21 protein-coding genes are annotated in these 24825 nt (G+C 72.2%); 9 read left to right on the forward strand and 12 right to left on the reverse strand.

What is annotated here, in order from left to right:
- Nucleotides 1-79 precede the first annotated feature (79 nt).
- The 4 genes from ACIA8K_RS17460 to ACIA8K_RS17475 all read left to right on the forward strand — a co-directional run bounded on the left by ACIA8K_RS17460 (nucleotide 80) and on the right by ACIA8K_RS17475 (nucleotide 7754).
- A complete protein-coding gene (locus tag ACIA8K_RS17460; protein ID WP_396059911.1) occupies nucleotides 80-4603 on the forward strand; it encodes a tetratricopeptide repeat protein in 4524 nt (1507 codons plus the stop codon).
- 477 nt (nucleotides 4604-5080) lie between these two features.
- Nucleotides 5081-5761, forward strand: coding sequence for a hypothetical protein (locus ACIA8K_RS17465; RefSeq protein ID WP_396059913.1), 681 nt, complete (start codon nucleotides 5081-5083; stop codon nucleotides 5759-5761).
- Nucleotides 5762-5823: 62 nt separating this feature from the next.
- Nucleotides 5824-7032, forward strand: coding sequence for a hypothetical protein (locus tag ACIA8K_RS17470; protein ID WP_396059915.1), 1209 nt, complete (start codon nucleotides 5824-5826; stop codon nucleotides 7030-7032).
- Nucleotides 7032-7754: a ZIP family metal transporter gene (locus ACIA8K_RS17475; protein WP_396059917.1), complete on the forward strand. Its 723-nt coding sequence runs from the start codon at nucleotides 7032-7034 to the stop codon at nucleotides 7752-7754. The genes ACIA8K_RS17470 and ACIA8K_RS17475 overlap by 1 nt, the downstream gene beginning before the upstream one ends.
- Before the next feature lie 54 nt (nucleotides 7755-7808).
- On the opposite strand, the gene ACIA8K_RS17480 is transcribed toward ACIA8K_RS17475, so the two are convergent.
- Nucleotides 7809-8732 carry a sigma-70 family RNA polymerase sigma factor gene (locus ACIA8K_RS17480; RefSeq protein ID WP_396059919.1) on the reverse strand — a complete coding sequence of 308 codons (924 nt, stop codon included), beginning with the start codon at nucleotides 8730-8732 and terminating at the stop codon, nucleotides 7809-7811.
- 87 nt (nucleotides 8733-8819) lie between these two features.
- On the opposite strand from ACIA8K_RS17480, the gene ACIA8K_RS17485 reads away from it, so the two are divergent.
- Both ACIA8K_RS17485 and ACIA8K_RS17490 read left to right on the forward strand, forming a co-directional pair.
- On the forward strand, nucleotides 8820-9605 hold the full coding sequence (locus ACIA8K_RS17485; RefSeq protein ID WP_396059921.1) for an alpha/beta fold hydrolase: 786 nt from the start codon (nucleotides 8820-8822) through the stop codon (nucleotides 9603-9605).
- 142 nt (nucleotides 9606-9747) lie between these two features.
- Nucleotides 9748-10515, forward strand: coding sequence for a hypothetical protein (locus ACIA8K_RS17490; RefSeq protein ID WP_396059923.1), 768 nt, complete (start codon nucleotides 9748-9750; stop codon nucleotides 10513-10515).
- Here the strand turns inward: ACIA8K_RS17490 and ACIA8K_RS17495 are convergent, their stop codons facing one another.
- From ACIA8K_RS17495 to ACIA8K_RS17525, 7 genes are read right to left on the reverse strand one after another with little or no spacing between them, the layout of a single operon-like run.
- Nucleotides 10516-11406, reverse strand: a complete 891-nt coding sequence (locus ACIA8K_RS17495; protein WP_396059925.1) for a LysR family transcriptional regulator — start codon at nucleotides 11404-11406, stop codon at nucleotides 10516-10518. It abuts the gene before it with no gap.
- A gap of 20 nt (nucleotides 11407-11426) precedes the next feature.
- Nucleotides 11427-11732 carry a monovalent cation/H(+) antiporter subunit G gene (mnhG, locus tag ACIA8K_RS17500; protein WP_396059989.1) on the reverse strand — a complete coding sequence of 102 codons (306 nt, stop codon included), beginning with the start codon at nucleotides 11730-11732 and terminating at the stop codon, nucleotides 11427-11429.
- A 23-nt stretch (nucleotides 11733-11755) separates the two neighbouring features.
- Nucleotides 11756-12028 carry a monovalent cation/H+ antiporter complex subunit F gene (locus tag ACIA8K_RS17505; protein WP_396059927.1) on the reverse strand — a complete coding sequence of 91 codons (273 nt, stop codon included), beginning with the start codon at nucleotides 12026-12028 and terminating at the stop codon, nucleotides 11756-11758.
- Entirely contained in the window at nucleotides 12025-12648 is a 624-nt protein-coding gene (locus ACIA8K_RS17510) for a Na+/H+ antiporter subunit E (protein ID WP_396059929.1), read from the reverse strand. The genes ACIA8K_RS17505 and ACIA8K_RS17510 overlap by 4 nt, the downstream gene beginning before the upstream one ends.
- Nucleotides 12645-14294, reverse strand: coding sequence for a Na+/H+ antiporter subunit D (locus ACIA8K_RS17515; protein ID WP_396059931.1), 1650 nt, complete (start codon nucleotides 14292-14294; stop codon nucleotides 12645-12647). Before ACIA8K_RS17515 ends, ACIA8K_RS17510 begins: the two co-directional genes overlap by 4 nt.
- A complete protein-coding gene (locus ACIA8K_RS17520; RefSeq protein WP_396059933.1) occupies nucleotides 14291-14689 on the reverse strand; it encodes a Na(+)/H(+) antiporter subunit C in 399 nt (132 codons plus the stop codon). Before ACIA8K_RS17520 ends, ACIA8K_RS17515 begins: the two co-directional genes overlap by 4 nt.
- Nucleotides 14686-17505 (reverse strand): Na+/H+ antiporter subunit A, encoded by a 2820-nt coding sequence (locus ACIA8K_RS17525; RefSeq protein ID WP_396059935.1) that lies wholly within the window; start codon nucleotides 17503-17505, stop codon nucleotides 14686-14688. Before ACIA8K_RS17525 ends, ACIA8K_RS17520 begins: the two co-directional genes overlap by 4 nt.
- A 202-nt stretch (nucleotides 17506-17707) precedes the next feature.
- On the opposite strand from ACIA8K_RS17525, the gene ACIA8K_RS17530 reads away from it, so the two are divergent.
- Both ACIA8K_RS17530 and ACIA8K_RS17535 read left to right on the forward strand, forming a co-directional pair.
- Nucleotides 17708-18106 (forward strand): YccF domain-containing protein, encoded by a 399-nt coding sequence (locus ACIA8K_RS17530; RefSeq protein WP_396059937.1) that lies wholly within the window; start codon nucleotides 17708-17710, stop codon nucleotides 18104-18106.
- A gap of 76 nt (nucleotides 18107-18182) precedes the next feature.
- On the forward strand, nucleotides 18183-18482 hold the full coding sequence (locus ACIA8K_RS17535; RefSeq protein WP_396059939.1) for an effector-associated domain EAD1-containing protein: 300 nt from the start codon (nucleotides 18183-18185) through the stop codon (nucleotides 18480-18482).
- A 66-nt stretch (nucleotides 18483-18548) separates the two neighbouring features.
- On the opposite strand, the gene ACIA8K_RS17540 is transcribed toward ACIA8K_RS17535, so the two are convergent.
- Complete coding sequence (locus tag ACIA8K_RS17540; RefSeq protein WP_396059941.1) at nucleotides 18549-19019, reverse strand: DUF1877 family protein; 471 nt, start codon at nucleotides 19017-19019, stop codon at nucleotides 18549-18551.
- An 80-nt stretch (nucleotides 19020-19099) separates the two neighbouring features.
- A complete protein-coding gene (locus ACIA8K_RS17545) occupies nucleotides 19100-19849 on the reverse strand; it encodes an SDR family NAD(P)-dependent oxidoreductase (protein WP_396059943.1) in 750 nt (249 codons plus the stop codon).
- A 91-nt stretch (nucleotides 19850-19940) separates the two neighbouring features.
- On the opposite strand from ACIA8K_RS17545, the gene ACIA8K_RS17550 reads away from it, so the two are divergent.
- On the forward strand, nucleotides 19941-20549 hold the full coding sequence (locus tag ACIA8K_RS17550) for a TetR/AcrR family transcriptional regulator (RefSeq protein WP_396059945.1): 609 nt from the start codon (nucleotides 19941-19943) through the stop codon (nucleotides 20547-20549).
- A gap of 67 nt (nucleotides 20550-20616) precedes the next feature.
- Here ACIA8K_RS17550 and glgB read toward each other — a convergent pair whose 3' ends face one another.
- Both glgB and ACIA8K_RS17560 read right to left on the reverse strand, forming a co-directional pair.
- A complete protein-coding gene (gene glgB, locus ACIA8K_RS17555) occupies nucleotides 20617-22722 on the reverse strand; it encodes a 1,4-alpha-glucan branching protein GlgB (RefSeq protein WP_396059947.1) in 2106 nt (701 codons plus the stop codon).
- Nucleotides 22723-22727: 5 nt separating this feature from the next.
- Entirely contained in the window at nucleotides 22728-24800 is a 2073-nt protein-coding gene (locus ACIA8K_RS17560) for a maltotransferase domain-containing protein (RefSeq protein ID WP_396059949.1), read from the reverse strand.
- Nucleotides 24801-24825 lie beyond the last annotated feature (25 nt).

The raw sequence follows: 24825 nt of genomic DNA on the forward strand, positions 1-24825 counted from the left end.
ACCGTTTGCTGCGAACCCCATTGACCGGGCATGTGCTGTCCGGTGACCCCAACCCCCGTTCCCCGCGGAAGGCGTGACGATGTCCACGGAATCCTTCAGCCCCGCGCGGCAAGCCCCCGACCCGCCACCCGGGCCGGCGGGGGCGACGTCGTCAGCGGAAGCAGAACTGGTCAACGCGGCCGGTCTGGTCCCGCCGCCGCCCGGCCCAGCCATCCCCCACCCCGCTGTCGGGCCGCTCGCGCCCGCCGACGAACTCCCGAACCCCCGCTACGCGGACCCGGACGTGTCCGAGTCGTACCCGCTCCCGCGCCGTTCGGCAGGCGCCCAGATGCCCAGCGGCAGCTGGCAGGCCTTCGCCCCCAAGCCAACCCCGGAGTCTCTGAGCGCCACGAACGCGCAGACACCGGGCGGCGGCCTGGAGAACCTCACGCCGAGGACACCGGCCGGTCCGGTACCGGCGGTCGACGCGGACAACGCGCCGGTCGCGGGGGTCGGCGCGCGGTCCCACGATCGCCCGATCCCCGGTGCCGACGAGACCGCCGGATCCGAGGCGGAGCCGCGCGACCTGCCGACAGCCGGATTCCGGCCAGCGGACTCCGAGTCGCCGGGCTACCAGCCGCCGAAGGGCGGGGCAGCGTCGCCGCACTCCCAGTCCCCGGCGAAGCCGGCCGAGGGGGCCCACCAGGCTGAATCGCGCTCGTCCTACAAGCCGCCGACACGGCGGGGCACGACCGAGGCCCGGCCGTCCGCAGCAGGGGGCACCGGCGGTCCCACGCCGCGGGCGGAGTCCGGAAGCGCGCCCGCGTTCCGGCCCGCCGGACCGTGGCGTGCGGACGCCGGCGCCAACAGCAGCCCCGCGCCGCGGCACGGCCTCCCCAGCACCAGGCCATCAGCCACACCCAACCCGACTCCCACGACCGGCACAGCCTCGCCGGCGTTCCGGCCGGCGCGGGGTGGGTTCACGTCCGGGGCCGGAAGGCCGGCCACCACGGACGCCACCGGGGCGACCACGCCTGCCCGCTCGCCGGCTCAGCCGGTCAAGCCCGCGGACATGTTCGTCAAGGCGGCCGACATGTTCGCCACGTCCGCCGACGCGGCCACCGCTTCCGGCGGCACGACGGCCGGCGTACCCGTCGACTCGGCCACCAGGCACGTCGGCGTGCCCGCCGTCGACCCGTCCGCCGGCTATGCCGGCGGTCCGACCACCGACGCCCCGACCAGGCGAGACAGCGCAGCCGGATACGCCGGCAGCGCGACCACCACGAGCGGTGGCACGACCACCGATCCGTCCAGCGGCACCGCCGGCTATTCCGGCAGTGCGGCCGTCGACGCACCGGCGTGGTCCGGGAGCGCGTCCACCGTCGATCCGACCGGCGGCACCGCGGGCTACTCCGGCGGCACCGCGGGCTACTCCGGCGGTACGGCCGGCGGCGTGGGCGCCAGCCGGAACAGCGCTGCCGGATACTCCGGTGGTGCGGCCATCGACGCACCTATCGACCCGCCGGCTTGGTCCGGCGGCGCGTCAACCTCTGGTCCGTCCGGCGGCGCGTCAACCTCTGGTCCGTCCGGCGGCACGGCTGAGCACTCCGGCGGCACGGCTGGGCACTCCGGCGGCACGGCCGCGGACGCGCCCAGCAGGCGCAACGACGCTGCCGGATACGCCGGCGGCGCGGCTATCGACGCGCCGATCGACGCGCCGGCCTGGTCTGGCGGCACCTCCGCCGTCGATCCGACCGGCGGCACCCAGGGCTACTCCGGCGGTACTGCCACCGATGCGGGCACCGGTCAGTACAGCGCTGCCGGATACACCGGCGGTGCGGCCATCGACGCACCCGTCAACTCGCACGCCAGGCGCGACAGCGCTGCCGGATACGCCGGTAGCTCGGCCACCAACGCGCCCACCAGGCGCGGCGATACTGCCGGCTACCCCGGCGGTGCGGCCATCGACGCACCCGTCAACTCGCACGCCAGGCGCGACAGCGCTGGCGGCTACGCGGGCGGTGCGGCCGTTGACGTGCCCATCGGCACGCCGGCCCGGCGCAGCGGCGCTGGCGGCTACGCGGGCGGTGCGGCCATCGACGCACCTATCGACCCGCCGGCCTGGTCCGGCGAGGCTGCCGGCTACGCCGCTATCGACGCGCCGATCGACCCACCCGCGAAGCTCGTCGGCGCACCCGCCGGCTTCGCGGCCATCGACACGCCCATCGACCCGCCGGTGACGCGTGGCAGCACCATCAGCGTCGCGCCGATCGACACGCCCATCGACCCGCCGGCGCGGCTGGCCGGCGCTCCCAGCGTCGCGGCCATCGACACACCCATCGACCCACCCGCCCGGCGCGTCGGCACTCCCAGCGTCGCCCCGATCGACACCCCGATCGACCCACCGGCCCGGCTGGCCGGCGCCCCCAGCGTCGCCCCGATCGACACGCCCATCGACCCACCCGCCCGACTGGTCGGCGCCCCCAGCGTCGCCCCGATCGACACCCCGATCGACCCACCCGCCCGACTGGCCGGCGCCCCCAGCTTCGCCCCGATCGACACGCCCATCGACCCACCCGCGAAGCTCGTCGGCGCGCCGGCCGGCTTCGCGGCCATCGACGCGCCCATCGACCCGCCAGCCACGCGTGGCGCCACTGCCGGCTTCGCGGCCATCGACACGCCCATCGACCCGCCGGCAACGCGTGGCGCCACTGTCGGCCTCGCGGCCATCGACGCGCCGATCGACCCGCCCGCCAGGCGCGTCGCCGCGCCGGCTGTCGACCCCATCGACACGCCGATCGATCCGCCGGCCAACCCCAGGGTTCTCACCCGGCCGGTGGCCGAGACCGCGGCGCCGATGCCGGCCACCCAGGTCGCCCCGGTCGCCGGCCCGAAGCCGGCGGCCCAGGTCACCGCGCCCACCCCGGCTGCTCAGCCGGCTACCTACAAGCCGCCGGTGCGGAACACCACGCCGTCGCCGGCCGCCCAGCCGGCCGCGCCACGGCCGGTGCCGGAGACCGCCGCGCCGAAGCCGGCCGAGGCCGCGGTCGCCAAGCCGGCGGCCGAGCTCGAGCGCGTCAAGCGGCCGGGTGGGACGACGAAGCCGAAGGCGAAGCTGCCCACGCTCACCCAGCCGACGGCCTTCACCACGCCGGACGCGCCCGTCGCGCAGGCGAAGGATGAGTCGGCGGCCAAGGAGGAGGAGAAGTCCGCCGAGGAAGCCGCGGTGGAGACCCGCCGCAAGGAGGACCGGGCGGCGCTGCGCCGCGCCGAGGTCCTGCTCGCGATGGGCGACGCCGACAGCGCGCTCGCCGAGGCCGGTCCGGCGATGGCCCGGCTCGCGTCCGACGCGGACGTGTGGCTGCTGATGGCGAGGATCCGGATCGCGCTCAAGGATGTGCCGGGCGCGCTGCGGGCCACCGAGACGGCGACAAAGTTGAACCCGGACAGCGCTGCCGTCATGGCCGTGGCAAGTGAGGCGATGGCCGCGGCCGGGCGCAGGCAGGAGGCGCTCGCCGCCGCGCGGGCCGCGCTGGGGGCCAACCCCGGCAACCCGCACCTGCAGCATCTGGTCGCGACGCGGCTTGTCGAGAGCGGCCAGGACCGGTCCGAGGCGGACAAGCTGGCGCGCGCCGCTGTCGCGGCGATGCCGGACGAGCCCGCGTTCCAGGCCACGGCCGCGATCACGCAGGGTTCGCGGCACCGCCGCGGCCGGGGCGCGGAGGCGGACGAGGCCCCGCCGGTCAAGGCGGCCGCGCCCGGTCAGCCGCGTAAGGCGCTGGCCCTGGGCTGGTCCGGGAACCCGACCGGCGCCTCCCCGGAGGAGCGCGCCCAGGAGAAGGAGAAGGAGAAGCCGGCCGGCCGTCGTTGGGGCTGGGGCCGGACGGCCGCGCTCGAGCTGCCCGCGGGCCCGACCGGCAGGGCGCCGGCCGAGAGCGAGCCGATCGTCTCGTTCGTGGAGTCGCTGAAGGGCGACGTGCAGGGCGCGAACGGTGACCTCGTCGATGTGGCCGAGGCGGACGTGCGGTCCGCGCCCGCGTACCGGCCGCCACGTCCGGTGCCGAAGCTGTCCGACGACCACCTGGCCACGAAGCCGTGGGCGCGTGGCGGCCCGAACTCGATGACCGCGATGCGTCCGCAGGCACCGGACTGGTCGTCGATGGCGGGCGGCCTGGGCACCGGCGGCTCGTGGAACGCGCACACCGGCTCGATGCCGGCCGTGGGGTCGGGTCTCAGCGGGGTCCGCTGGCCGATGGCCCGGCTGGGTCTGACCGGCGTGCTCGGTGCGGCCGCGGCCTACGCGAGCATCACCTGGGACCTGGCCGACACGGCCCGGCTCTCCGGCGGCATCGCGCTCGGCATCATGGTGCTGATGCTTGTGCAGTTCGTCCTGTCGCTCGGCCGCGACGGACGCCGGGCGCTGTCCCGCGCGTTCGACTCGGCGCGCCGGGTCACCGCGGTGGTGCTCGGTCTCGGCAGCGCGGTCGCGCTCGGCGTGGCTACGGCCGGCCCGGTCGACCGGATGCCCTGGGTGCTGATCGGCGCGGCCTCGGCCGGCCTGCTCGCCGCGCTTGTGGCAGCCACCGAGCCGCGCTCCCGGCGCCGCTCCCCGGGCCAGCGCTGACCCGTTTCCCGCCGCCGTCCCTGACGGCGGCGGGAAACGACGCCACCGGCAACACCGCCGGAATCGACTCCCCGCCGCCTGAGGAACGACAGGCGGCGGGCCGCACGACCGGTACGGGAGTCACACCGCCCGGCCGAATCGGTGGGCTCCGCCCTCGCATCAGGAGGGCGGAGCCCAAATCCCGCAGCCCGCACATCCCCGATGTGCGGGCTCGCTGGTGTGCAACCGCACGGCGCTCTTACCGCGGGGCCGCGCGGCGCGGCACCCACGAGCGGGCCTCGCTGACATGCAGCCGCGCGGCGCTCTTGTCTCTGGGGCCGCGCCGCGCGGCACCGGAGCCCGCGGGAGCGTGCGGGCCGCAACCACCGCGGAAGCGGGAAGAAAGGGTTTGTGCGTCGGCCGCAGGTCGATCTCGGCTGTGGCGTGCCGGAGGTGGAGCGGCCCGCGCCGCACCACCGGGCGGTGGAAAATGAGCGGATGACCGCACACGATCTCGTCCGTGAGCTGCCCGACATCCCGGAGCTGCAGGATCGGTGCCGGGCGCTGGCGATGCTTGAGGCGATCGTCGGGTACGGCTCCGCATATCCCACGTACGTGTACGACGCGGCGTGGGCGCCCGGGGTGGAGCTGGCGTCGATGCGTAACGGCGGCGGGGACGAGTGGGACATCGCGTTCACGGCGGACGGGGCATGGATCCGGGGGTTCGATCACGAGTCCCCGATGTCGCCCTACGGGAACGAGGACCTGGCGCTGTGGCCGGGCCTCGTGGAGAGTGTGCCGGGGGTGTTCGCCGCGCTTGTGGCGGAGCCCGCGTTCCAGGCGGAGGACTGTCTTGCGGCGACGTTGTGCGTGTGGCGGCGGATCGGCGACGACGGCTGGCGGACCGGCGACGTCTCCTATCCGGAGCATCACGCCGGTGATCCGGATGGCGCCGGCTGGATGTTTCAGACGCTTCTGCGGCCGTCCGGCTACCGCGAGTGGGCCGAGGACATGTGGGAGGTCACGCTGGACGGTGACGCGGTCGACGCGGTGCTGGCGTTGCGGCCGCTGACCCCTGAGCTGCTGCGCGGGCTTCATCCAGAGGCGACGGTCGGCGGGCTCGTGACGGTGGCCGGGCACATCGGATATCCGATTTCGGCGAATCGGGACGCGGTGTAAGTCGGATGACATTCCCGGCCGGGCGCGACCGGGCCGCAACCTCGGCCTGGCAGCATCGAGGGATGGGGCGACGGAGGGACGAGCAGGACAGCGGGCTTGGCGTGGTCTACGGCAGTCTGGACACCCAGGTGTTGCGGCGGAAGCGCCGGTCGGCGGGGCGCCGGGCCGGCATGGTCGCGGCGGTGCTGCTCACGGCCGCGCTGATCGCGGCACCGGCCCTGGTCTACGCGGGCATGCTGCCGGACGCGCCGCTCGAGGGCGCCGTCGTCCCGGCCGCGATTGAGGCGCCGTCGTCGGAGACTCCACCTCCCACCGGCCCGATCACGGTCGGTGAGCTGCGGAATGTCTCGCTGGCCCGGGTGCCGGACGGCTGGACCTGCCCGGCCGGCGGCTTCACTGTCACGGAGAAGCCGTCCATCGGGGACGTGTGGGCCACGTCGATCACGCACGGCGATGTGGACGGCGACGGTGCGGAGGATGCGGTAGTGGTGCTGCGCTGCGTGTTGAAGGAGTCGGCGGGTCCGGAGGCCGCGGTCGCGTTCACCCGCCTCGGCGCGGATGTGGTGCCGATCGGCGTGATCACGGTGACGACCGGGTCGACGGTGCAGTGGCTGTCCGCGGTCGATGTCCGGCCCGGCGGCCCGATCACCATCACTGTCGGTGACCTCCAGCCGTATGCGGATCAGCTCCCCGAGTGGACCCGCCGGCTCGACGCCGAGTTCCTGTACGCGGGTGCGGGCGAGTTCGCGGGCGGGCTCCCGTCGTTCAGTCCCCTGGAGAATCCGCAGTCCAGAGCGAGAACCGACCTGTGGGTACGGAGTGGGAATCTCACCTTCGACGAGGAGGGCGAGGGCACTGTCACGGTGACCGTCGCCAACCGCGGCCCGGTCATCGCGGACGACGTCTGGCTGTCGCTCGACCCGGGTGGCCCGCTCTCCGCCCGCGGCCAGGGCTGGAACGAGTGTCTTGAGGTGCGCACCTCCCCACCGTGGGCCGTCCCGCCGGAATCGGGCCGCTCGGTCCCGTGGACCACCCCGTCCGGCGCCACCCCGTCCCCGCTCCCGTCGATGCCGCCGCTGAGCGCCGCACCTGTGCAGTGCCGGATCGGCGACCTGGAGGCGGGCGAGGAGCTCCGTCTCCTGCTGGTCGTGCACCGGAGCGGCGGCGGTGCGGCGGAGGGTTCGGCGGTGGTCTATCGGCGGGCGCTCGGCGGCGCGCCGGTCCCGGACCTGAACCCCGCTGACGATCAAGCCGCGCTGGCGGTGCAGTGATGTGGGAGGCCGCGTTCTGGGGTTTCGTCGGGGGGTTCGCGCTGCTCGTGGGCGCGGGGCTTGGGTTGTTGCGGCCGGTGCCGGAGCGGGTGGTCGGGCTGGTGATGGCGTTCGGCGCCGGCGTGCTGATCTCGACGATCTCGTTCGACCTGGTGGAGGAGGCGTTCGAGGAGGCGGGGGCGGTGCCGGTCGGCATCGGGATAGTGGCGGGTGCGCTCACGTTCTTCGCCGGTGACGCGATCCTGGACCGGAAGGGCGGCGACAAGCGGAAGCACCCGACCGCGGCCGCTGGGGGTGCCGCGTTCGCGCTGGTGCTTGGTGCCATGCTTGACGGCATTCCGGAGTCGGCCGCGATCGGCGTGTCGCTGCTCGGCGGCGGCACGGTGAGTGTGGCAGTGGTCGCGGGCGTGTTCCTGTCGAACGTGCCGGAGTCGTTGTCCGCCGCGGTCGGGTTGCGCGCGTCCGGCAGGTCCGCCCGGTGGATCATGGGGTTGTGGCTGGGCGTCGCGGTGATCTCGGCGGTGTCGGCCGCGCTCGGTTACGTACTGCTCGGGAGCGCGGGCGTGGGCACGATCGCCGTGGTGCAGGCGTTCGCGGCGGGGGCGATCCTGACCATGCTTGCGGACACGATGATGCCTGTCGCGTTCAAGGACGCCGGCCCGCTTGTCGGCATCGTGAGCTGCGCGGGGTTCCTGCTGGCATTCATGCTGTCGCACTCCTAGCATCGCCGGCAGGCCCAAGCGCACTCACCACGTGGCCTGCAGGCCCAAGCGCACTCACAGCGTCGCCGGCAGGCCGAAGCGCGGAAAGAGCCGGTCCACGTCCAGGTAGTTCGTCACGCCTGTGATGTGGCCGCCTGCGGTCTCCAGGGCGATCAGCGACCACGGCGTGTGCCCGGCCGGCGAGGCGCGGTACTGCCCGTACCCCAGGAGGCCGTTGATCTGGATCGGGAGGAGGCGGGAGCCGCGGCAGCCGGACCCGGTGCCGGACATCCACGCGCGGATGTCCGCCGGGCCGCGCAGCCAGAGCGGGAGCGGCGGCATGGAGAGCGTGGCGTCCTCGTGCAGGAGTGCGGTGAGCGCGTCCAGGTCGTAGGCCTCGAACGCGCGTACGTAGCGGTCGAGCAGCTCGGTCCGGGTCGCGTCCATGGCCGGGTGCACGTCGTCGGCGCCCACGGTGGCGAGCGTGGCGCGGGCGCGTTGCAGCGCGCTGTTGACGCCCGCGACGGTCATGTCGAGCAGGCCGGCGACCTCGGCTGCGGACCAGGACAGCACCTCGCGCAGGATCAGCACGGCCCGCTGTTTCGGCGGCAGGTGCTGGAGCGCGGCGACGAAGGCGAGCCGTACGGTGTCGCGCTCCGCGACCACGGCGGCCGGGTCGTCCGGGATCGGGCCGATCCAGGCCTCATCGCCGAGCGGCACGCCCGGTGACTCCGCGTGACCGGAGCCGGCCGGGCCGAGGTCCATCGGGCGGACCCGCCGCTGCGCGCCGGTGAGCATGCTCAGGCACACGTTCGTGGCGATCCGGTAGAGCCAGGAGCGCAGCGCGGACCGGCCCTCGAAGCGCTCGTAGCCGCGCCAGGCCCGGACCATGGTGTCCTGGACCGCGTCGTCGGCCTCGAACGCGGAGCCCAGCATCCGGTAGCAGTACCCGGTGAGTTCCGGCCGGTAGGTCTCCAGCGTGAGCGCCACGTCGGTCATGGTGGAAAATTTATCCTCCGGGCCGATGAGTTCCGGACCCCTCCCCGGTCTGACCCGGTGTAAGAACATCACCGAGGAGGCAACATCATGGCGTACGCCGAGGTCAACGGCCTTAACCTGTACTACGAGGAGCACGGCGAGGGCACCCCGCTGGTGCTGATTCACGGCGGTCTCGGCAGTGGCGAGATGTTCGGCCCGATCCTGCCGCTGCTCACCGCGCGCCACCGGGTGATCCTGCCGGACGTGCAGGGCCACGGCCGGACCGCGGACATCGACCGGCCGATCGACATCCGCACGATGGCGGACGACATCGCCGCGCTCATCCGTCACCTGGGGCTGGACCGGCCGGACGTGGCCGGGTACTCGCTCGGCGGCGGCATCGCGCTGCAGCTCGCGATCCGGCACCCGGAGACGGTGGGCCGGCTGGTCGTGGCGTCGGCCGGCATCCGCCGCGACGCGAACGATCCGGAGCTGCTGGCCCAGCAGGGTCAGGTGAACGCGGCCGCGGCGGAGTTCATGAAGGACACGCCGATGTACGAGCTGTACCACAGGGTGGCGCCCCGCCCCGAGGACTTCCCCCGGCTGCTCGACAAGATCGGCGCGTCGATGGCTGTCGACTACGACTACACCGAGGAGGTCCGCGGCCTGCAGGTGCCCACGCTGATCGTGGCCGCGGACGCGGACATGTGCCCGCCGAGCCACTTCGTCGAGGTGTTCGCGCTGCTCGACGGCGGGCTGCGGGACGGCGGCTGGGACGGCTCCGGGCGGGCCAAGGGCGGTCACGCGCTTGCCATCCTGCCCGGCCTGACCCACTACAACCTGTGCGACTCCCCGCTGTTCGCCCAGGTCACTCTGGACTTCCTCACACCCTGACACCATCGTGGGTACGCGGCGGGAGCACCCGCTCCCGCCGCACGGCATCGACGGCGGGCATGGCTGGCATCGACACGAATTGTTTCCGCTCGATGGCGAGGGTCGATACGTTGGGGCGCGAGTCGACCGAAGGAGACACAGAATGCCGGTGGTCAATCCCGAACGGGGTGCCGCGAAGGTCCAGCTCGTTCCGCCGAACCCGTACGGTTACCTGCTCGTCATGGCCGAGATCGACCCGGCGTCGGTGACCACCGACGTGGACGCGGCCGAGCGGGTCGCGATCCCCGCGGACATCGAGTCGCCGAGTGAGCGGCGCGCCGAGCTGCACCGGAACCTGAAGGGCGTGACCGGCGCGCTGCCCGGCGTGCGGTCCGTGTCGGTGTTCGAGGCGATCCTGTTCGCGCCCGGCAGCCTCGACCGGTTCGCGCCGCGGGGCGCCGGGCGACCGGCCAGGTACGACACGCTGATCGTTGTGGAGACCGATTCTCCCGCGGACGCCGTGGCGCTGCGGTCGCATCAGGCGTTCGCGGACCTGGTGGCCGTGGTGTCCGCCGCCGGCACGTTCACTGACGTGCTGCCGGTGACGAACGCCAAGAAGATCGACGACGTGGACCGAGCCCGCGGCGGCGTGTTCCTGTTCAACTTCTTCTTCGCGGAGGACCCGGAGGCGCTGCTCGACATCTGGGACTACACCGCCGGCTGGTGGCTGACGAGGGGCAACATGCTCAACTCGGAGCTGCTCCGCCCGGCGGCCGAGTCCGGCTACGCGCTGATCAACAATGCGCGCTGGGACGGCGTACGCGAGCCGGCCGACGCGTTCCGGCACCCGAGCTACTGGGAGTTCGTGCTGGCCAACATCGACGCGCAGAGGGCGACAGCGATGCCCTCGCTCTATCGCCTGGTCAGCTGATCAGAGCTGCTGCGCCTGCCGGGTCAGGCAGGCGCGCAGCCAGGCGTGGGCCGGGTCGCCGGTGCTTGCCGCGGTCCAGTAGAGCACCTCGACAAGCGGTTGCAGCGGCACCGGCGACGGCAGGATCGTCAGGCGGGCCTGCTCGCAGATCAGCCGCGCGAGGCGTTCCTGCACGAAGCTGACAAGCGGCGTACCTGTCAGCAGCAGCGGCACGATCACGTGGGCCTGCACGTTGAGCTCGCTGATCTGGGTGATGCCCTGCGCTTCCAGCTCAGCGGTGAGGATCCGCGGGTTGCCGATGTACCGCAGCTCGCGGAAGCGCTCCGCGGTCACCTGCGCGTCGAGCGCCGGGTTGTCCCGGTCGCCGACAAGCATGAAACGGTCCTCGAACAGTACGGCCCGGGGCAGGTCGTCGAGCGCGGTGGCCAGCTGCATGGGGCAGATCAGCAGGTCAACCGCGGAGCGGCGCAGCTGGTCCTCGAAGTCGTCCGCGAACGCCACCACGTTCAGCCTCAGTCCGGGCGCTTCCGACGCCAGCGTACGCAGCACCGGCTTGAGCAGCATCAACGTCACGTAGTCGCTTGTCATCACGGTGAACGTGCGGCGTGCGGTGGCCGGGTCGAACGGGGTGCGCACGCCGAGCAGCGCGTCCGCGGCGGCGACCAGCTCCCGGACCGGTTCGACAAGGGACTCGGCCAGCGCGGACAGCCGGTACACCCGGCCGTCCCGGATCAGCAGCGGGTCGCCGAGCTGTTTGCGCAGGCGGCCGAGGGCGGAGCTCATCGCGGGCTGGCCGACCGACATCCGCTCGGCCGCGCGGGTCACGTTCCGCTCGGTGAGCAGCGCGTCCAGGAGCGGCAGCAGGTTGAGATCCACGCCCCGCAATGTCATGGGTGAGGAGCCTAGCGGGGTCAGCGTGCGGTCCGGGTGTCCGCCAACTCGTCCACGATGAGCAGGTCGGCGCGGAAGCGGCCGGTACGGTAGGCGGCCCGCGCGACCAGGTGCGCGGCGACCGGCGCGGTGGCGAGCTGGAAGACCGCGATCAGCACGAGCGTGGTGACGTCGACCGGGTCGCGCAGGCGCAGCGCGCAGCCGGTCAGGATCAGCAGCAGGCCGAGGACCTGTGGTTTCGCGGTGGCGTGCATGCGGGACAGCAGGTCGGGGAAGCGGCACAGCGCGATCCCGGCGGCCAGGCAGAGCAGGCCGCCGCCGATCATCAGGAAGACGGCGAGGACGTCGATCACGAGCGGTCCCCCTCGCCTGTGCCGGAGCCGAGCCGGGCCACGCTCACCGAGCCGACGAAGCCGAGGATGGAGAGCACCACAAGAACCGGGAGCGCGGTGGCGTCCCGGCTGAACGCGGCCTCGGCGGCGATCGCGGCCACGACCACGGCGAGCAGCACGTCTGTGGCGACCACCCGGTCGAGCACGTCCGGGCCGCGCAGGATGCGGTAGAGCGTGAGCCCGGCCGCGACGCAGAGCAGGACGGTCAGGGCGACGGCGGATGTTGTCATGCGTGGTCCTCCTGAAAGTTGCGGTCAACGGCGCCGGCTTTCGGTAGCCGGGGCGGCGCGATCTTCACGGCCGACGGCAAGCCGGACGAGCCGTCGCCGGCTGCGGGATCGGCCGCCCTCGAAGGGCCTGTCGCGTGCAGGATGCGGTCCTCGAGGCGGACGACCGCCGCCCGTGCCCGCTCCACGTCCGCCACCGTGCGCACCCCGATGACGTGCACGTAGAGGATCGCCCGGTTGCGGTCCGCCTCCACCACCAGACTGCCCGGAATAAGCGACAGCGCGGACGCGGTGAGCGTGATGTGCAGGTCTGATGACGCCCGCAGCGGCACCGCGATGATCGCGCTGGCCGGCGGCGGCCCCGGCCGGATCGCCAGCCACGCCACCTGCGCGCTGGCCAGCACCAGGTCGCGCAGGAAGCAGCCGGCGAACAGCACGACCCCGGCAGGGCTGATCCGGCCCCCGAACGGCACCAGCGGCAGCGGGAACACGATCAGCGCCAGCACCGCGACGACCACGCCGCCGACGATTGTCCACGGCCCGGCGTTCCCCCAGAGCAGCAGCCAGACGGCCACCATGCCGAGCACCGCCACCGCGCGTTCGAGGAGCGTCGCGCGTCTCACTGTCCCACCTCCGGCAGTTCCGCGACGGTCCGCACGTAGGCGTCCCGCCCGATCAGGTCCTCCGCGGACGATTCCGCGATGCCGAACAGCGGCCCGGCCGCGACGGTAAGCGCCACGCCGAGCGCGACAAGCGCGATCGTGGGGGCGACCATCATCGCGGGCAGGCCCGTCACGACGTCCGGCGACGAGTCCGGCGCGGGGGGCGACTCGGACGACAAGGTCGCGTCGTCTCCGGCCGACACCGGCACCATCGCCCCGGTCACCGGCACCGATACCGCCGCCACCGACCCCAACAGCACAGGATCGGCCGGGGGTACGCCGGGCATCGCCGGGTTCGGCACCCGCCAGAACGCGAGGTTCCACACGCGTGCGATCGCGTACAGCGTCAGCAGGCTCGTCACCGCTCCACCTGCGACGAGCGCCCACGCCAGCCACCCGCCCACTCCTGCCGCGGCCTGGAACAGCCCGACCTTCCCGAGGAATCCGGAGAACGGCGGGATGCCGGCCAGGTTCAGTGCCGGGACCAGGAACAGCACGCCGAGCAGCGGGGACAGCCGGCCCAGCCCGCCCAGCCGGTCCAGCGCGGTCGATCCGCCGCGCAGCTCGATCAGGCCGGCGACCAGGAACAGCGTGGTCTGCACGACGATGTGGTGCGCGGTGTAGAAGATCGACGCGGACAGCCCGGCCGTGGTGGACAGCCCGATGCCGAGCAGCAGGTACCCGATGTGGCTGATCAGCGTGAAGGACAGCAGCCGTTTGATGTCCGACTGCGCGACCGCGCCCAGGATGCCGACCACCATGGTGAAGAACGCGACCACAAGCAGCAGGTCCGCCACCCGCCCACCGGGGAAGAGCAGCGTCTCGGTACGGATGATCGCGTACACCCCGACCTTGGTGAGCAGCCCGGCGAACACGGCGGTGACCGGCGCGGGCGCGGTCGGATAGCTGTCCGGCAGCCAGGACGACAGCGGGAACACGGCCGCCTTGATGCCGAACGCGAGCAGCAGCATCCCCTGCAGCACGAGCCGCAGGTTGTCCGGAAGCGCGTCAAGCCGGTCGACGAGCTGCGCCATGTTGAGCGTGCCGGTCGCCGCGTAGACGAGCCCGAGCGCGGTCAGGAAGATCAGCGAGGAGAGCAGCGAGACGACGACGTACGTGGTCCCGGCCCGGATCCTGTTCTCCGTGCTGCCGAGCGTGAGCAGCACGTACGACGCGACAAGCAGGATCTCGAACCCGACGTAGAGGTTGAACAGGTCCCCGGACAGGAACGCGTTGGTGACGCCGGCCGTGAGGATCAGGTACGTCGGGTGGTAGACGGACAGCGGCGTGTCCTCCGCGCCGTCCGCCATGCCCTGCCCGATCGAGTAGACGAGCACGCAGAGCGTCACCGCGGACGACACCGTGAGCATCAGCGCGGCCAGCTGGTCCGCGACGAGCACGATGCCGAGCGGCCCCCAGCCACCGACCGCGACCGCGAGCGCGCCGTCCTGGGTGGAGAGCACGAGCAGCGCGAGCGACACCAGCAGCGTGGCGGAGAGCGCGGTGAGGCTTACCGTGCGCTGGGCCCGGGGCCGCCGGCTGAGCAGCAGCGTTATGGCGGCGCCGAGCAGCGGGATGACCACCGGCAGCGGGACGAGGAACGTCATCGGGTGACCTCCTCGTCGTCGGTCAGCGGCAGCGCGTCGCGCTCGGCAAGCACGACGATCCGCTGGTCCTCGACGTCGTCCTGGACCTCGTCGTGGCCGGTGATGTCGCGGCTGCGGTAGGCGAGCGCGAGCAGGAACGCGGTCACCGCGAGCGTGATCACGATGGCGGTGAGGATCATGGCCTGGGGCAGCGGGTCGCTCATCTCCCCGGCCGGGACCGTGCCGACGATGGGCGTACCGCCGGCCCGGCCGCCGCCGAGGATGAGCACGTTGGCGCCGTGCCCGAGCAGGATGACGCCGATCAGGATGCGGGTCAGGCTGCGTTCCAGCAGCAGCACCACGCCGGCCGCGAAGAGCACGCCGACAAGCACGATGTACACGAGGTTGGGGGTCACGCGGTCACCTTCTCCCGATCTTGACCTTGGTCCTGGTTCTGGTTCTGGTTCTGCTCACTGACGTCCGGTTCGTCGACCGCGGCCGGCTGCGGCTCCGCGCCAAGGCTGCGCAGGATGTCAAGCACCAGCCCGACGACGATCAGGTACACGCCCACGTCGAAGATCGTGGAGGTGGCCATGTGCAGATCGCCGAGCACCGGCACGTGCAGATCCACGATCGCGGTCTGCAGCACCTGCCCGCCGAGCAGCATCGCGCCGACGCCGGTCCCGATCGCGATCAGCAGCCCGGCGCCGAGCACCAGGCCGGCGTCCACAGGTGCCGCGCGGTGCAACTCCCGGCGGCCGCCCGCCAGGTAACGCACGGTGAGCGCAAGCGCCGCCACAAGCCCGCCCGCGAACCCGCCGCCCGGCGCGTTGTGCCCGGAGAGCAGCAGGTAGATCGAGAACAGCACGATCGTGTGGAAGATCAGCCGGGTGACGACCTGCAGGATCACCGACCCGGACTGCGGGCCGGCCGTCCGCTCCGCACCGGCCCACGCGGCGCGCCCCGGCGACGGCGTCTCGGCCCGGCGGCGCAACGCGGAGGTGCGCTGGAAGATCAGGCTGGCCACGCCGGTCGCGGCCACCACGAGCACGGAGATCTCGCCCATCGTGTCCCAGGCCCGGATGTCGACGAGGATCACGTTCACGATGTTCGACCCGCCGCCGTAGCTGACGGACAGGTCCGCGAAGCGCTCCGAGATCGGCGTGGCCGTCCGCCCGCCGCTCGCCACGAACGCCATCCCGGCCGCGGCCAGCCCGACCGCCACGCCGAGCACGATCCGCAGCCGCCGGGCCGTGCGCAGCGGCCGCGCGGAGAACGTCGCGGGCAGCCGCCGCAGCACGAGCACCGCCATCACGATGCTCGCGGTCTCGACGAGCGCCTGGGTCAGCGCCAGGTCCGGCGCGCCGTGCAGGATGAACAGCACCGACACGCCGTAGCCCGCGGCTCCGGCCAGCACGAACGCGGCCAGCCTCCGCTGCGCCCGGACCGCCCCGACCGCGGCCGCGATGATCGCCACCGCGGCCACGGCCTGCAACGGCGAGTCCCAGATCCGGAACGCGGTCGGCCACGGCGCGCCGGCCGCAAGCGCGGTCCCCGCGATGATCACCAGCACGATCAGGATCACGCTGAGATACCCGGGCAGCGATCCGCGCTGGGTCGCACCGGTCAGCTCCACGGCGAGCCGGTCCACGCCGCGCAGCACCTGCTCGTACCCCCAGGCTCCGGCACTGATCCGCTGCTTCTCCGCCCTGTCCCGCGTCATCCGGAACACCGCGTAGCCGCCCGCAAGCACCAGCACCGTCAGCGCGAGCGGCAGGTTCAGCCCGTGCCACAGCGCCAAATGCAGATCAACCCCATCAAGCCCCTGCGGGTACGGCTTCAGCGCGCTTTCCACGAGCGGGGCAGCCAGTCCGCCAACGACACCGAGCGCGCTGAGCAGCACCGGTGCGGCGAGCAGACCCGGCCCGGGGGCATGGACGGCGGGCACCTCCACCCCGGGCCTGGTGCCGAACGCGCCCCACAGGAACCGCAGGCTGTAACCCACGGTGAGGGTGGCGCCGAGCACAAGCGCGACAAGGACGAGCGTGTCCGTGGGCTCGCCGGTCGCGAACGCGGCGAACAGCGCCTCCTTGCCCACGAAGCCGAGAAGGGGCGGCGCGCCCGCCATCGACGCGGCCGCGAGCGTGGCAGCGACCGCAAGCACCGGCAGCCGGCGGCCGAGCCCGGAGAGTCTGCGTAGGTCACGGGTGCCGGTGGCGTGATCGATCGCGCCGACCGTGAGGAACAGCGCGGACTTGAACAGCGCGTGCGCGAGCACGAGCGTCAGCCCGGCCAGCGCCGCCGCCCGGGTCCCGGCGCCGAGCACCGCGACAAGCAGTCCGAGTTGGCTTACCGTGCCGTACGCGAGAAGCAGTTTGAGGTCGTGTTGGCGCAGCGCGGCGAGGCCGGCGACGACAAGCGTGGCGAGCCCGGCGCCGACCGTCAGCAGCTGCCAGGCGAGCACGCCTGCGAACGCCGGGGCCAGCAGCGCGACAAGGAACACCCCGGCCTTGACCATGGCGGCCGCGTGCAGGTAGGCGCTGACCGGCGTCGGTGCGGCCATCGCGGCCGGCAGCCACGCGCCGAACGGCAGGATCGCGGACTTGGCAAGCGCGCCCGCCAGGATCAAAATGACCGCGACAGTGCCCCAGGTGCCGGCCGGCGGCGACTGCGCCAGCTGCGACCAGCGGTGCGTGCCGGTCCCGGCGCCGAGCATGATGATTCCGACAAGCATCGCCAGGCCGCCGAGCGTGGTGACGAGCAGCGCCTGCATGGCCGCGCGCCGGGCCGCCCTCCGGCCGGGGTCGGAGGCGATCAGCAGGTAGGACAGGACGCTTGTCAGCTCCCAGAAGACGTAGAGCAGCAGCAGGTCGTCCGCGAGCACCAGGCCGAGCATCGCGCCGGCGAACGCGACGAGCAGACCTGCATGCCGTGCCTGCTCCGCACGGTCCTCGACGTAGTGCGCGCAGTACGCGAGGACGAGCGCGCCCACGCCGCCGACGAGCAGCACCATCAGCCAGGAGAGCGTGTCCAGGCGGAGCGCGAGCGAGAGGCCGAGCTGCGGGATCCACTCGACGGTCTCGGTCGCGGACCGCCCGGTGCGGGTGGCCGCCCAGACGGCGGCGCCGGCCGGGGCGAGCGCGACCAGATAGAGTCCGCGGCCGCCGAGCGCGCGGACCAGCGCGGGCGCGACGACGGCGACGAGAGCGTGGATCACCAGCAGTACGAGCACGGGCCCCCCGGGCGGTCTGTGCCGGGATGCGCCGCACCTGCCGGGCAGGTGGCGAACGCGCCACCCGGCGGCGAACGATTACTGAGGCAAGCATCGCGGGGCGGCTTGACGGTACACGCACAGCGATATGTCAGTTACATGACGATCTCCCCGGCCACCACCCGCCGTCCGGGGTGTGGACGCCTGGCCCCACAATGGCGCCATGATCCGCTTTGTGCTCAACGTCCTGTGGGTGATCTTCGGCAGCGGGTTCCTGCTCGCGATCGGCTACGGCTTCGCGGCGCTGATCTGCTTCGCGTTGATCGTCACCATCCCGTTCGGCGTGGCCGCGTGGCGTCTGGCGATCTACTCGCTCTGGCCGTTCGGCCGCACGATCGTGCCGAAGCGCGGCGCCGGGCTCGCCTCCGGCCTGGCCAACGTGCTCTGGCTGGTGCTGGCCGGCTGGTGGCTGGCGCTGTCGCACATCATGGCCGGCATCGCGCTCTGCCTGACGATCATCGGCATCCCGTTCGGCATCGCGAATTTCAAGCTGGTCCCGGCCGCGCTCTGGCCACTCGGCCAGGAGGTCGTCGATCTGGATGAATTAACTGCTCGTATTTGACACAGTCACCATCTGTGCCCGAGCCCGGAGTAAGACCGGACGTGGGGGTACGTAGACCGGGGGAAGGACGCGCACGATGTTTTCACCGCCGGACCGTTCCGGCAGCTATCTGGACGCCCGGCCCGAGCTGCGGATCGTGGACCTGGACGAGGCGCTCGCGGACGCCTGCCGGACGCCGCAGGACATTCTGGACCTGGCCGCGGCCGTGCGGATCGACATGGACGACGTACGCGGTGGCGACCTGCTGCGACGGCTTCTCACCCGCACCCGCCGCGCCGGGCGGGTGCGGGCACTGCTGCTCGCGGCCCACGACCGCTGGCCGGACCGCGACGACCTCGCCTGGCTGCACGCCTCGATGGGCGGCCGGCCGGGGTGAGCCCCGTGCCTCAGGCGTTCCGCACGGCGAGGACGCGCAGCACGCCTGAGGCACGGGGTCCGGCGGTCACGACAACCAGCAGATCACCGCGTCGCCACAGGCGGCGGCGCGGGTGAAAAAGTCGCGGATGGCGGGCAGCCGGCCGGCCAGCACGGGCAGACCGGCCGGCGCGTAGAGGTGGTAGAGCCCGGCGCGGCGCAGCTCGGCCGCGGTGACGCCGTGGATCAACTCCTCCGGAGTCAGGTCACGAAACGCGGCCGCGGCCGTGCGGACCTGGGCCGGCGTCAGGTAGCAGGGCGGGTCCGAGTCCCACTGGGCGTCCTCCGCGGACGGCGCGGCGAACGGCTCCTCGCCGTAGACCACGTCGACCGGGAAGTCCCGCCGCCGCAGCAGGAAGTCGATGCCGGCCCAGTCGCCCTCGGTGCCGCACCGGGGGCCCTCGCCGTCGGCGATGAACTTGCGGACCGCGGTCAGATCACCGCGCAGCGGCTTGAGATCCGCGGGCGCGGCCCGCATCCACTCTCCAAAGAGTCCCATGGCCGGAGACCTTAGAACACAGGTACGACAGAAATCCGGCGCACCGACAGTCCTCGATCCGGCCGAAACTGATCAGCAGCTCAGATCTGGTTCTCGCCGCCGTCGACGTACAGGTTGGACCCGATGATGAAGCTGCTGTCCGCGGACGCCAGGAACGCCACGGCCGCGGCGACCTCGTCCGGGCGGCCCATCCGGCCGATCGCGATCGCGGCGCCCTTGCCCGCCTTGAACGCGGCCGCGTTGTCCTCGCCGACCAGCTCGTCGACGCCTGTGGTGTCGATCGGGCCGGCCGAGATCGCGTTGACCCGGATGCCACGGCCGGTCAGCTCGTTCGCCCAGGTGCGGGCGAACGACCGGATCGCGGCCTTGGAGGCGGCATACGCGCCGAACGCCGGCGTGGCGTTGTCCGCGGCCGTGGACGCGTTCAGGATCACCGAGGCGCCGTCGTTCAGCAGCGGCAGCGCGTCCCGCACGGTACGGATCGTGCCCTTCACGTTGACGTCGAAGATCTGGTCGTAGTGCTCGTCCGCGGTCTGGTCAAGGGTGGCGAACCCGGCCGTGCCCGCGTTTGCGAACAGCACGTCCAGGCCCTTGCCGCGCGCCCGGACCGCGTCGTAGACCGCATCCAGTCCGCCCGGCTGCGCGATGTCGCCCGGCACCGCGGTGACGCCCTCGCCGATCGCCGCGACCGCGTCGGCAAGCAGGTCGGCGCGCCGGCCGGTGATGAACACGTGCGCCCCCTCGGCCACCAGCCGGGCCGCGGTCGCCCGGCCGATCCCGAGCGTGCCGCCACCCGTGACAACAGCCGTCTTGCCTTCGAGCCTGAGCATTCTGACCTCCTGATATTTCCGCACCGATCGGTGCAGAAGGCGACCGTAGCACCTCCAGACCAGTCGGTACAGAAGCGGGTAGGATTGCCGGATGGACGTCACACGCAAGGCGCCGATCGGCCGGCCACGCGGCTTCGACGCGGACGTGGCGCTGGAGCGGGCGATGCTCGTCTTCTGGGAGCAGGGCTACGAGGGCGCCAGCCTGGCCGACCTGACCACGGCCATGGGGATCACCAAGACCAGCATGTACGCCGCGTTCGGCAACAAGGAGAACCTGTTCCGCAAGGCGCTCGAGCGCTACCTGGAGGGCCCGGCCGCCTACACCGCGCTGGCGATGCACGAGCCGACCGCGCGCGCGGTGGCCACGGCGTTCCTGGCCGGCGCGGTCTCGGCCTGCACGTTGCCCGGGTCGCCGTCCGGGTGCATGACCGTGCAGGGCGCGCTTGCCGCCGGCGAGCCCGGCCACACGGCACGCGACCTGCTGGTCTCGTTGCGCGGCACCGGCCAGGAGCATCTCCGCGACCGTTTCGCGCGGGCGGTCGACGAGGGCGACCTGCCGGCCGGCGCCGATCCCGCGATGCTGGCCCGGTACGTGATGACCGTGGGCAACGGCATCGCGGTGCAGGCGGCCGGCGGCGCCACCCGTGACCAACTGCAACGGGTGGCGGACGCGGCGCTGCGGAACTGGCCGCCCATCTGAAACCCTGAGCCGGCCAGCGCCCGAACCTCCCCCGGGGGTCGCGCGCGGAACGCGCGTACCCCCCGTGTCAGGAGGGTTTGAGCCAGAGCACGCCGAGCGGCGGCACGCGGAGGACCGCGGACACCGGCAAGCCGTGCCAGGGGATGTCGTCGGTGTAGATGCCGCCGAGGTTGCCGACGCCGGAGCCGCCGTAGACGTGGGCGTCGGTGTTGATCACCTCGGTCCAGCGGCCCGCGGACGGCAGGCCGATGCGGTAGTCGTCGAGCGGGCCGCCGGAGAAGTTCGCGACGCAGGCCATGGTGCTGCCGTCCGGCGCCAGGCGCAGGAACGCGATCGCGTTGTGGGTGACGTCGTCGCTGAGGATCCACCGGAAGCCGGCCGGGGTGGTGTCCTGGGACCACAGTGCCGCGTGGGTACGGTAGGCGCCGTTGAGATCCGTGAGCAGGCGCTTGAGGCCGGCGCGCTGCGGGTCGTGCAGCAGGTACCAGTCGAGGCCGCGCTCCTCCGACCACTCCCGGTCGTCACCCAGCTCCGCGCCCATGAACAGCAGGTTCTTGCCCGGGTGCGCCCACATGAAGGCCATCAGCGCGCGGGCGTTCGCCGTCTTCTGCCAGGTGTCGCCGGGCATCTTGCCGACAAGCGAGCCCTTGCCGTGCACGACCTCGTCGTGGCTGATCGGCAGCACGTAGTTCTCCGACCAGGCGTAGACCAGGGAGAACGTGAGCTGGTGGTGATGGTACTGCCGGTGGACCGGGTCCTTGCTCAGGTAGGTGAGCGTGTCGTGCATCCAGCCCATGTTCCACTTGAAGCCGAAGCCGAGGCCGCCGTGGTCTGTGGGCGCGGTGACGCCGGGGAACGCTGTCGACTCCTCCGCGATCATGAGCGTGCCCGGGTACTGGCGGCCGACTGTCGCGTTGACCTCCTGGAGGAAGCTGATCGCGTCCAGGTTCTGGTTGCCGCCGTACTGGTTGGGCAGCCACTCCCCCTCTTTGCGGGAGTAGTCGAGGTAGAGCATGCTGGCGACCGCGTCCACCCGCAGGCCGTCGATGTGGAACTCCTCGAACCAGAAGAGCGCGTTCGCCACAAGGAAGTTGCGGACCTCGGGGCGGCCGTAGTCGAAGACGTAGGTGCCCCAGTCCGGGTGCTCGCCGCGCCGCCAGTCGCCGTGCTCGTAGAGCGGCGTGCCGTCGAACCGGGCGAGCGCCCACTCGTCGCGCGGGAAGTGCGCGGGCACCCAGTCCAGGATGACGCCGATGCCGGCCTGGTGCAGCTCGTCGATGAGCATGCGCAGCTCGTCCGGGTCGCCGAAGCGGCTTGTCGGGGCGTAGTAGCCGGTGACCTGGTAGCCCCAGGAGCCGCCGAACGGGTGCTCGGCGAGCGGCATGAACTCGACGTGCGTGAAGTTCATCTCGGCCAGGTAGCCGACCAACTCGTCCGCGAGCTCGCGGTAGCCGAGGCCGGGGCGCCAGGAGCCGAGGTGCACCTCGTAGACGGACATCGGCTCGCGGTGCGGCTGCCTCTTCGCTCTTGACGTGATCCACTCCGCGTCGGCCCACTCGTAGTTCGAGCGGTAGACGACCGAGCCGGTGCGCGGCGGGACCTCGGTGTGCCGGGCGAGCGGGTCGGCCTTCTCCCGCCAGTGGCCGTCCGCGCCGAGGATGCGGAACTTGTAGCGGGCGCCCTCGGGCACTCCGGGAACGAAGATCTCCCAGACGCCGGAGTTGCCCATCGAGCGCATCGGCCAGCCGTCGTGGGCGTCCCAGCCGGTGAAGTCGCCGATGAGCCGGACGCCCCGGGCGTTGGGGGCCCAGACGGCGAAGGCGGTGCCCTGTTCCGTGCTCTGGGCGCCGAGGACGGTCCAGAGCCGTTCGTGCCGGCCCTCCGCGATGAGGTGGAGGTCGAGCTCGCCGAGCGTGGGCGGGTAGCGGTAGGGGTCGTCCTGCTCGTCGCCGTCGACATCGAGGCGATAGTCGGAGACCTTGTCCGGAATTATCGTCTCAAAAACGCCTTCGGGGTGGACGCGCTTCATCGGATATTTCGTGCCGTCATCCGAAATGACCGAGACGTCGCTCGCACGCCTGCGGAGCGCGCGCACGACGGTGCCGTCACCGCTCGGGTGCGCGCCCAGGATCGCGTGCGGGTCGTGGGCGTTGCCGGTGATCACGCTGTCCATGGCGCTCACCCTCCGATCCGCTCGACGGTGAAGATGTGGGCGGGGTTGACCGCCGGGTCCAGGCGCACCGCGTTGTCTGAGGCGCCCCAGACATAGTTGGCGCCGCTCAGCTGGTCATGAAGCCGGATTCTGTCGTGCCAGTCCAGGCCGAGCGACGGCATGTCCAGGCTGACAGTGGCCCACTGCACCTCGTTCGGATCGAACGAGGTGGCGACCAGGATCGTGTTCGCCGAGTCCGGGTCCTTCTTGGACCAGACCAGGACGGCCGGGTTGTCGCAGTCGTGGAACCGCAGGTTGCTCAGCCAGTGCAGCGCCGGGTTCTGCTTCCGGATCCCGTTGAGCGTGGTCAGGTAGCGCCGGAGCGAGCGTCCCTCAAGCTCGGCCAGCTCCCAGTCGCGCGGCCGCAGCTCGAACTTCTCGTTGTCGAGGTACTCCTCCGCGCCCGGCCGCGGCTCGTGCTCGAACAGCTCGTAGCCGGTGTACATGCCCCAGCTGGGCGACAGCATGCTTGCCAGCACCGCGCGGATCTTGAAGATCGGCGGGCCGCCGTGCTGAAGCGACTCGTGCAGGATGTCAGGCGTGTTCGGCCAGAAGTTCGGCGTCATGTAGTGCGCGGCCGCGACCAGCTCCTCGCAGTACTCACGCATCTCCGCCGCACTGTTGCGCCAGGTGAAGTAGGAGTACGACTGGGTGAAGCCGATCTTCGCCAGCCCGTGCATGATGGCCGGCCGGGTGAACGCCTCGGCCAGGAAGATCACGTCCGGGTCGGTCTTCTTGACCTCGCCGATCAGCCAGTGCCAGAAGTCGAGCGGCTTCGTGTGCGGGTTGTCCACCCGGAACGCGCGGATCCCCTCGCCCATCCAGTGCCGCACGATCCGCAGCATCTCCGCGCGGATCCCCTCGGGATCGTTGTCGAAGTTGAGCGGGTAGATGTCCTGGTACTTCTTTGGCGGGTTCTCCGCGTAGGCGATCGTGCCGTCCGCGCGCGTGGTGAACCACTCCGGGTGCTCGGTGACCCACGGATGGTCCGGCGCGCACTGCAACGCCAGGTCCATCGCGACCTCGAGGCCGTGCGCGGCCGCCTCCGCGATGAACTGCCGGAAGTCCTCGGCCGAGCCCAGGTCCGGGTGGAGAGCGTCGTGGCCGCCCTCCTCCGCGCCGATCGCCCACGGCGAGCCGACGTCCTCCGCGCGCGCGATCAGCGAGTTGTTGCGGCCCTTGCGGTGCACCCGGCCGATCGGGTGGACCGGCGGCAGGTAGAGCACGTCGAAGCCCATCTCCGCGACCGCCGGGATGCGCTTCGCCGCGGTCTGGAACGTGCCGGACTGCGACGGCAGCACCGCGCCCTCGGACCGCGGGAAGAACTCGTACCAGGCGCTGAAGAGCGCCTTACGGCGATCCACCCAGAGGGGGTACGACTCGGAGCTGGTCACCAGGCGGCGGACCGGCTTCTCCCAGAGGAGGTCCTCCAGTTGCAGCGCCGGCGTGGTGCGTTCCTGGAGCGTCAGGCTGTCGTCGCGCAGCGCCTCGGCCGCGGCGAAGATCTGTGCCCGCTCCGCGCGCGGCGTGGGGACCACGGCCTCCGGGATCTCGGCCGCGTTCTCGATCACCGAGCCCTGGCCGTACCGGTAGCCCCTGTCGGTCAGCTGGATGCCGGCCCGGCTCTCCGCGTTCAGCGGCAGCGTCCTGGCCGCCTCGGCAAGCAGCGCCGCGCCCTCGGCGAGATCGTTCGCGAGGTCGGCGATGCCCTGGCCGGCCGCGAGCTTCTTGGTTACCGCGCCGTGCCAGGTGAGGTAGGGGTCGTCGAACGCCTCTATCCGGAACGTCCACGCGCCGGTCTCGTCCGGGCGGATCAGCGCCTGCCACCGGTCCAGGCCGAGGCCGAGCGGCCGCATCCTGGTGAACGCGCAGTCGGCGCCGTCCGGGCCCTGCCAGACGACGTTGACGCCGAGCGCGTGGTGGCCCTCCCGGTACGCCGTCACGGTCACCGGCACCAGCTCGCCGACGACCGCCTTCGCCGGGTAGCGGCCCGCATCCACGCTGGGGGCGACGTCTTCGATGGGAAATCGTCCGGTCACCCTGCAAACGTAGACCAGCGGACCG

The organism is Catenuloplanes sp. NPDC051500, from assembly GCF_044454585.1.
GTDB lineage: Bacteria > Actinomycetota > Actinomycetes > Mycobacteriales > Micromonosporaceae > Catenuloplanes.

Excerpts from the sequence above, each read along its gene's own strand:
- ACIA8K_RS17460 (WP_396059911.1), top strand. The coding sequence starts at position 80 with ATGTCCACGGAATCCTTCAGCCCCGCGCGGCAAGCCCCCGACCCGCCA.
- ACIA8K_RS17465 (WP_396059913.1), top strand. The coding sequence starts at position 5,081 with ATGACCGCACACGATCTCGTCCGTGAGCTGCCCGACATCCCGGAGCTG.
- ACIA8K_RS17470 (WP_396059915.1), top strand. The coding sequence starts at position 5,824 with ATGGGGCGACGGAGGGACGAGCAGGACAGCGGGCTTGGCGTGGTCTAC.
- ACIA8K_RS17475 (WP_396059917.1), top strand. The coding sequence starts at position 7,032 with ATGTGGGAGGCCGCGTTCTGGGGTTTCGTCGGGGGGTTCGCGCTGCTC.
- ACIA8K_RS17480 (WP_396059919.1), bottom strand. The coding sequence starts at position 8,732 with ATGACCGACGTGGCGCTCACGCTGGAGACCTACCGGCCGGAACTCACC.
- ACIA8K_RS17485 (WP_396059921.1), top strand. The coding sequence starts at position 8,820 with ATGGCGTACGCCGAGGTCAACGGCCTTAACCTGTACTACGAGGAGCAC.
- ACIA8K_RS17490 (WP_396059923.1), top strand. The coding sequence starts at position 9,748 with ATGCCGGTGGTCAATCCCGAACGGGGTGCCGCGAAGGTCCAGCTCGTT.
- ACIA8K_RS17495 (WP_396059925.1), bottom strand. The coding sequence starts at position 11,406 with ATGACATTGCGGGGCGTGGATCTCAACCTGCTGCCGCTCCTGGACGCG.
- mnhG (WP_396059989.1), bottom strand. The coding sequence starts at position 11,732 with ATGATCGGCGGCGGCCTGCTCTGCCTGGCCGCCGGGATCGCGCTGTGC.
- ACIA8K_RS17505 (WP_396059927.1), bottom strand. The coding sequence starts at position 12,028 with ATGACAACATCCGCCGTCGCCCTGACCGTCCTGCTCTGCGTCGCGGCC.
- ACIA8K_RS17515 (WP_396059931.1), bottom strand. The coding sequence starts at position 14,294 with ATGACGTTCCTCGTCCCGCTGCCGGTGGTCATCCCGCTGCTCGGCGCC.
- ACIA8K_RS17530 (WP_396059937.1), top strand. The coding sequence starts at position 17,708 with ATGATCCGCTTTGTGCTCAACGTCCTGTGGGTGATCTTCGGCAGCGGG.
- ACIA8K_RS17535 (WP_396059939.1), top strand. The coding sequence starts at position 18,183 with ATGTTTTCACCGCCGGACCGTTCCGGCAGCTATCTGGACGCCCGGCCC.
- ACIA8K_RS17540 (WP_396059941.1), bottom strand. The coding sequence starts at position 19,019 with ATGGGACTCTTTGGAGAGTGGATGCGGGCCGCGCCCGCGGATCTCAAG.
- ACIA8K_RS17545 (WP_396059943.1), bottom strand. The coding sequence starts at position 19,849 with ATGCTCAGGCTCGAAGGCAAGACGGCTGTTGTCACGGGTGGCGGCACG.
- ACIA8K_RS17550 (WP_396059945.1), top strand. The coding sequence starts at position 19,941 with ATGGACGTCACACGCAAGGCGCCGATCGGCCGGCCACGCGGCTTCGAC.
- glgB (WP_396059947.1), bottom strand. The coding sequence starts at position 22,722 with ATGGACAGCGTGATCACCGGCAACGCCCACGACCCGCACGCGATCCTG.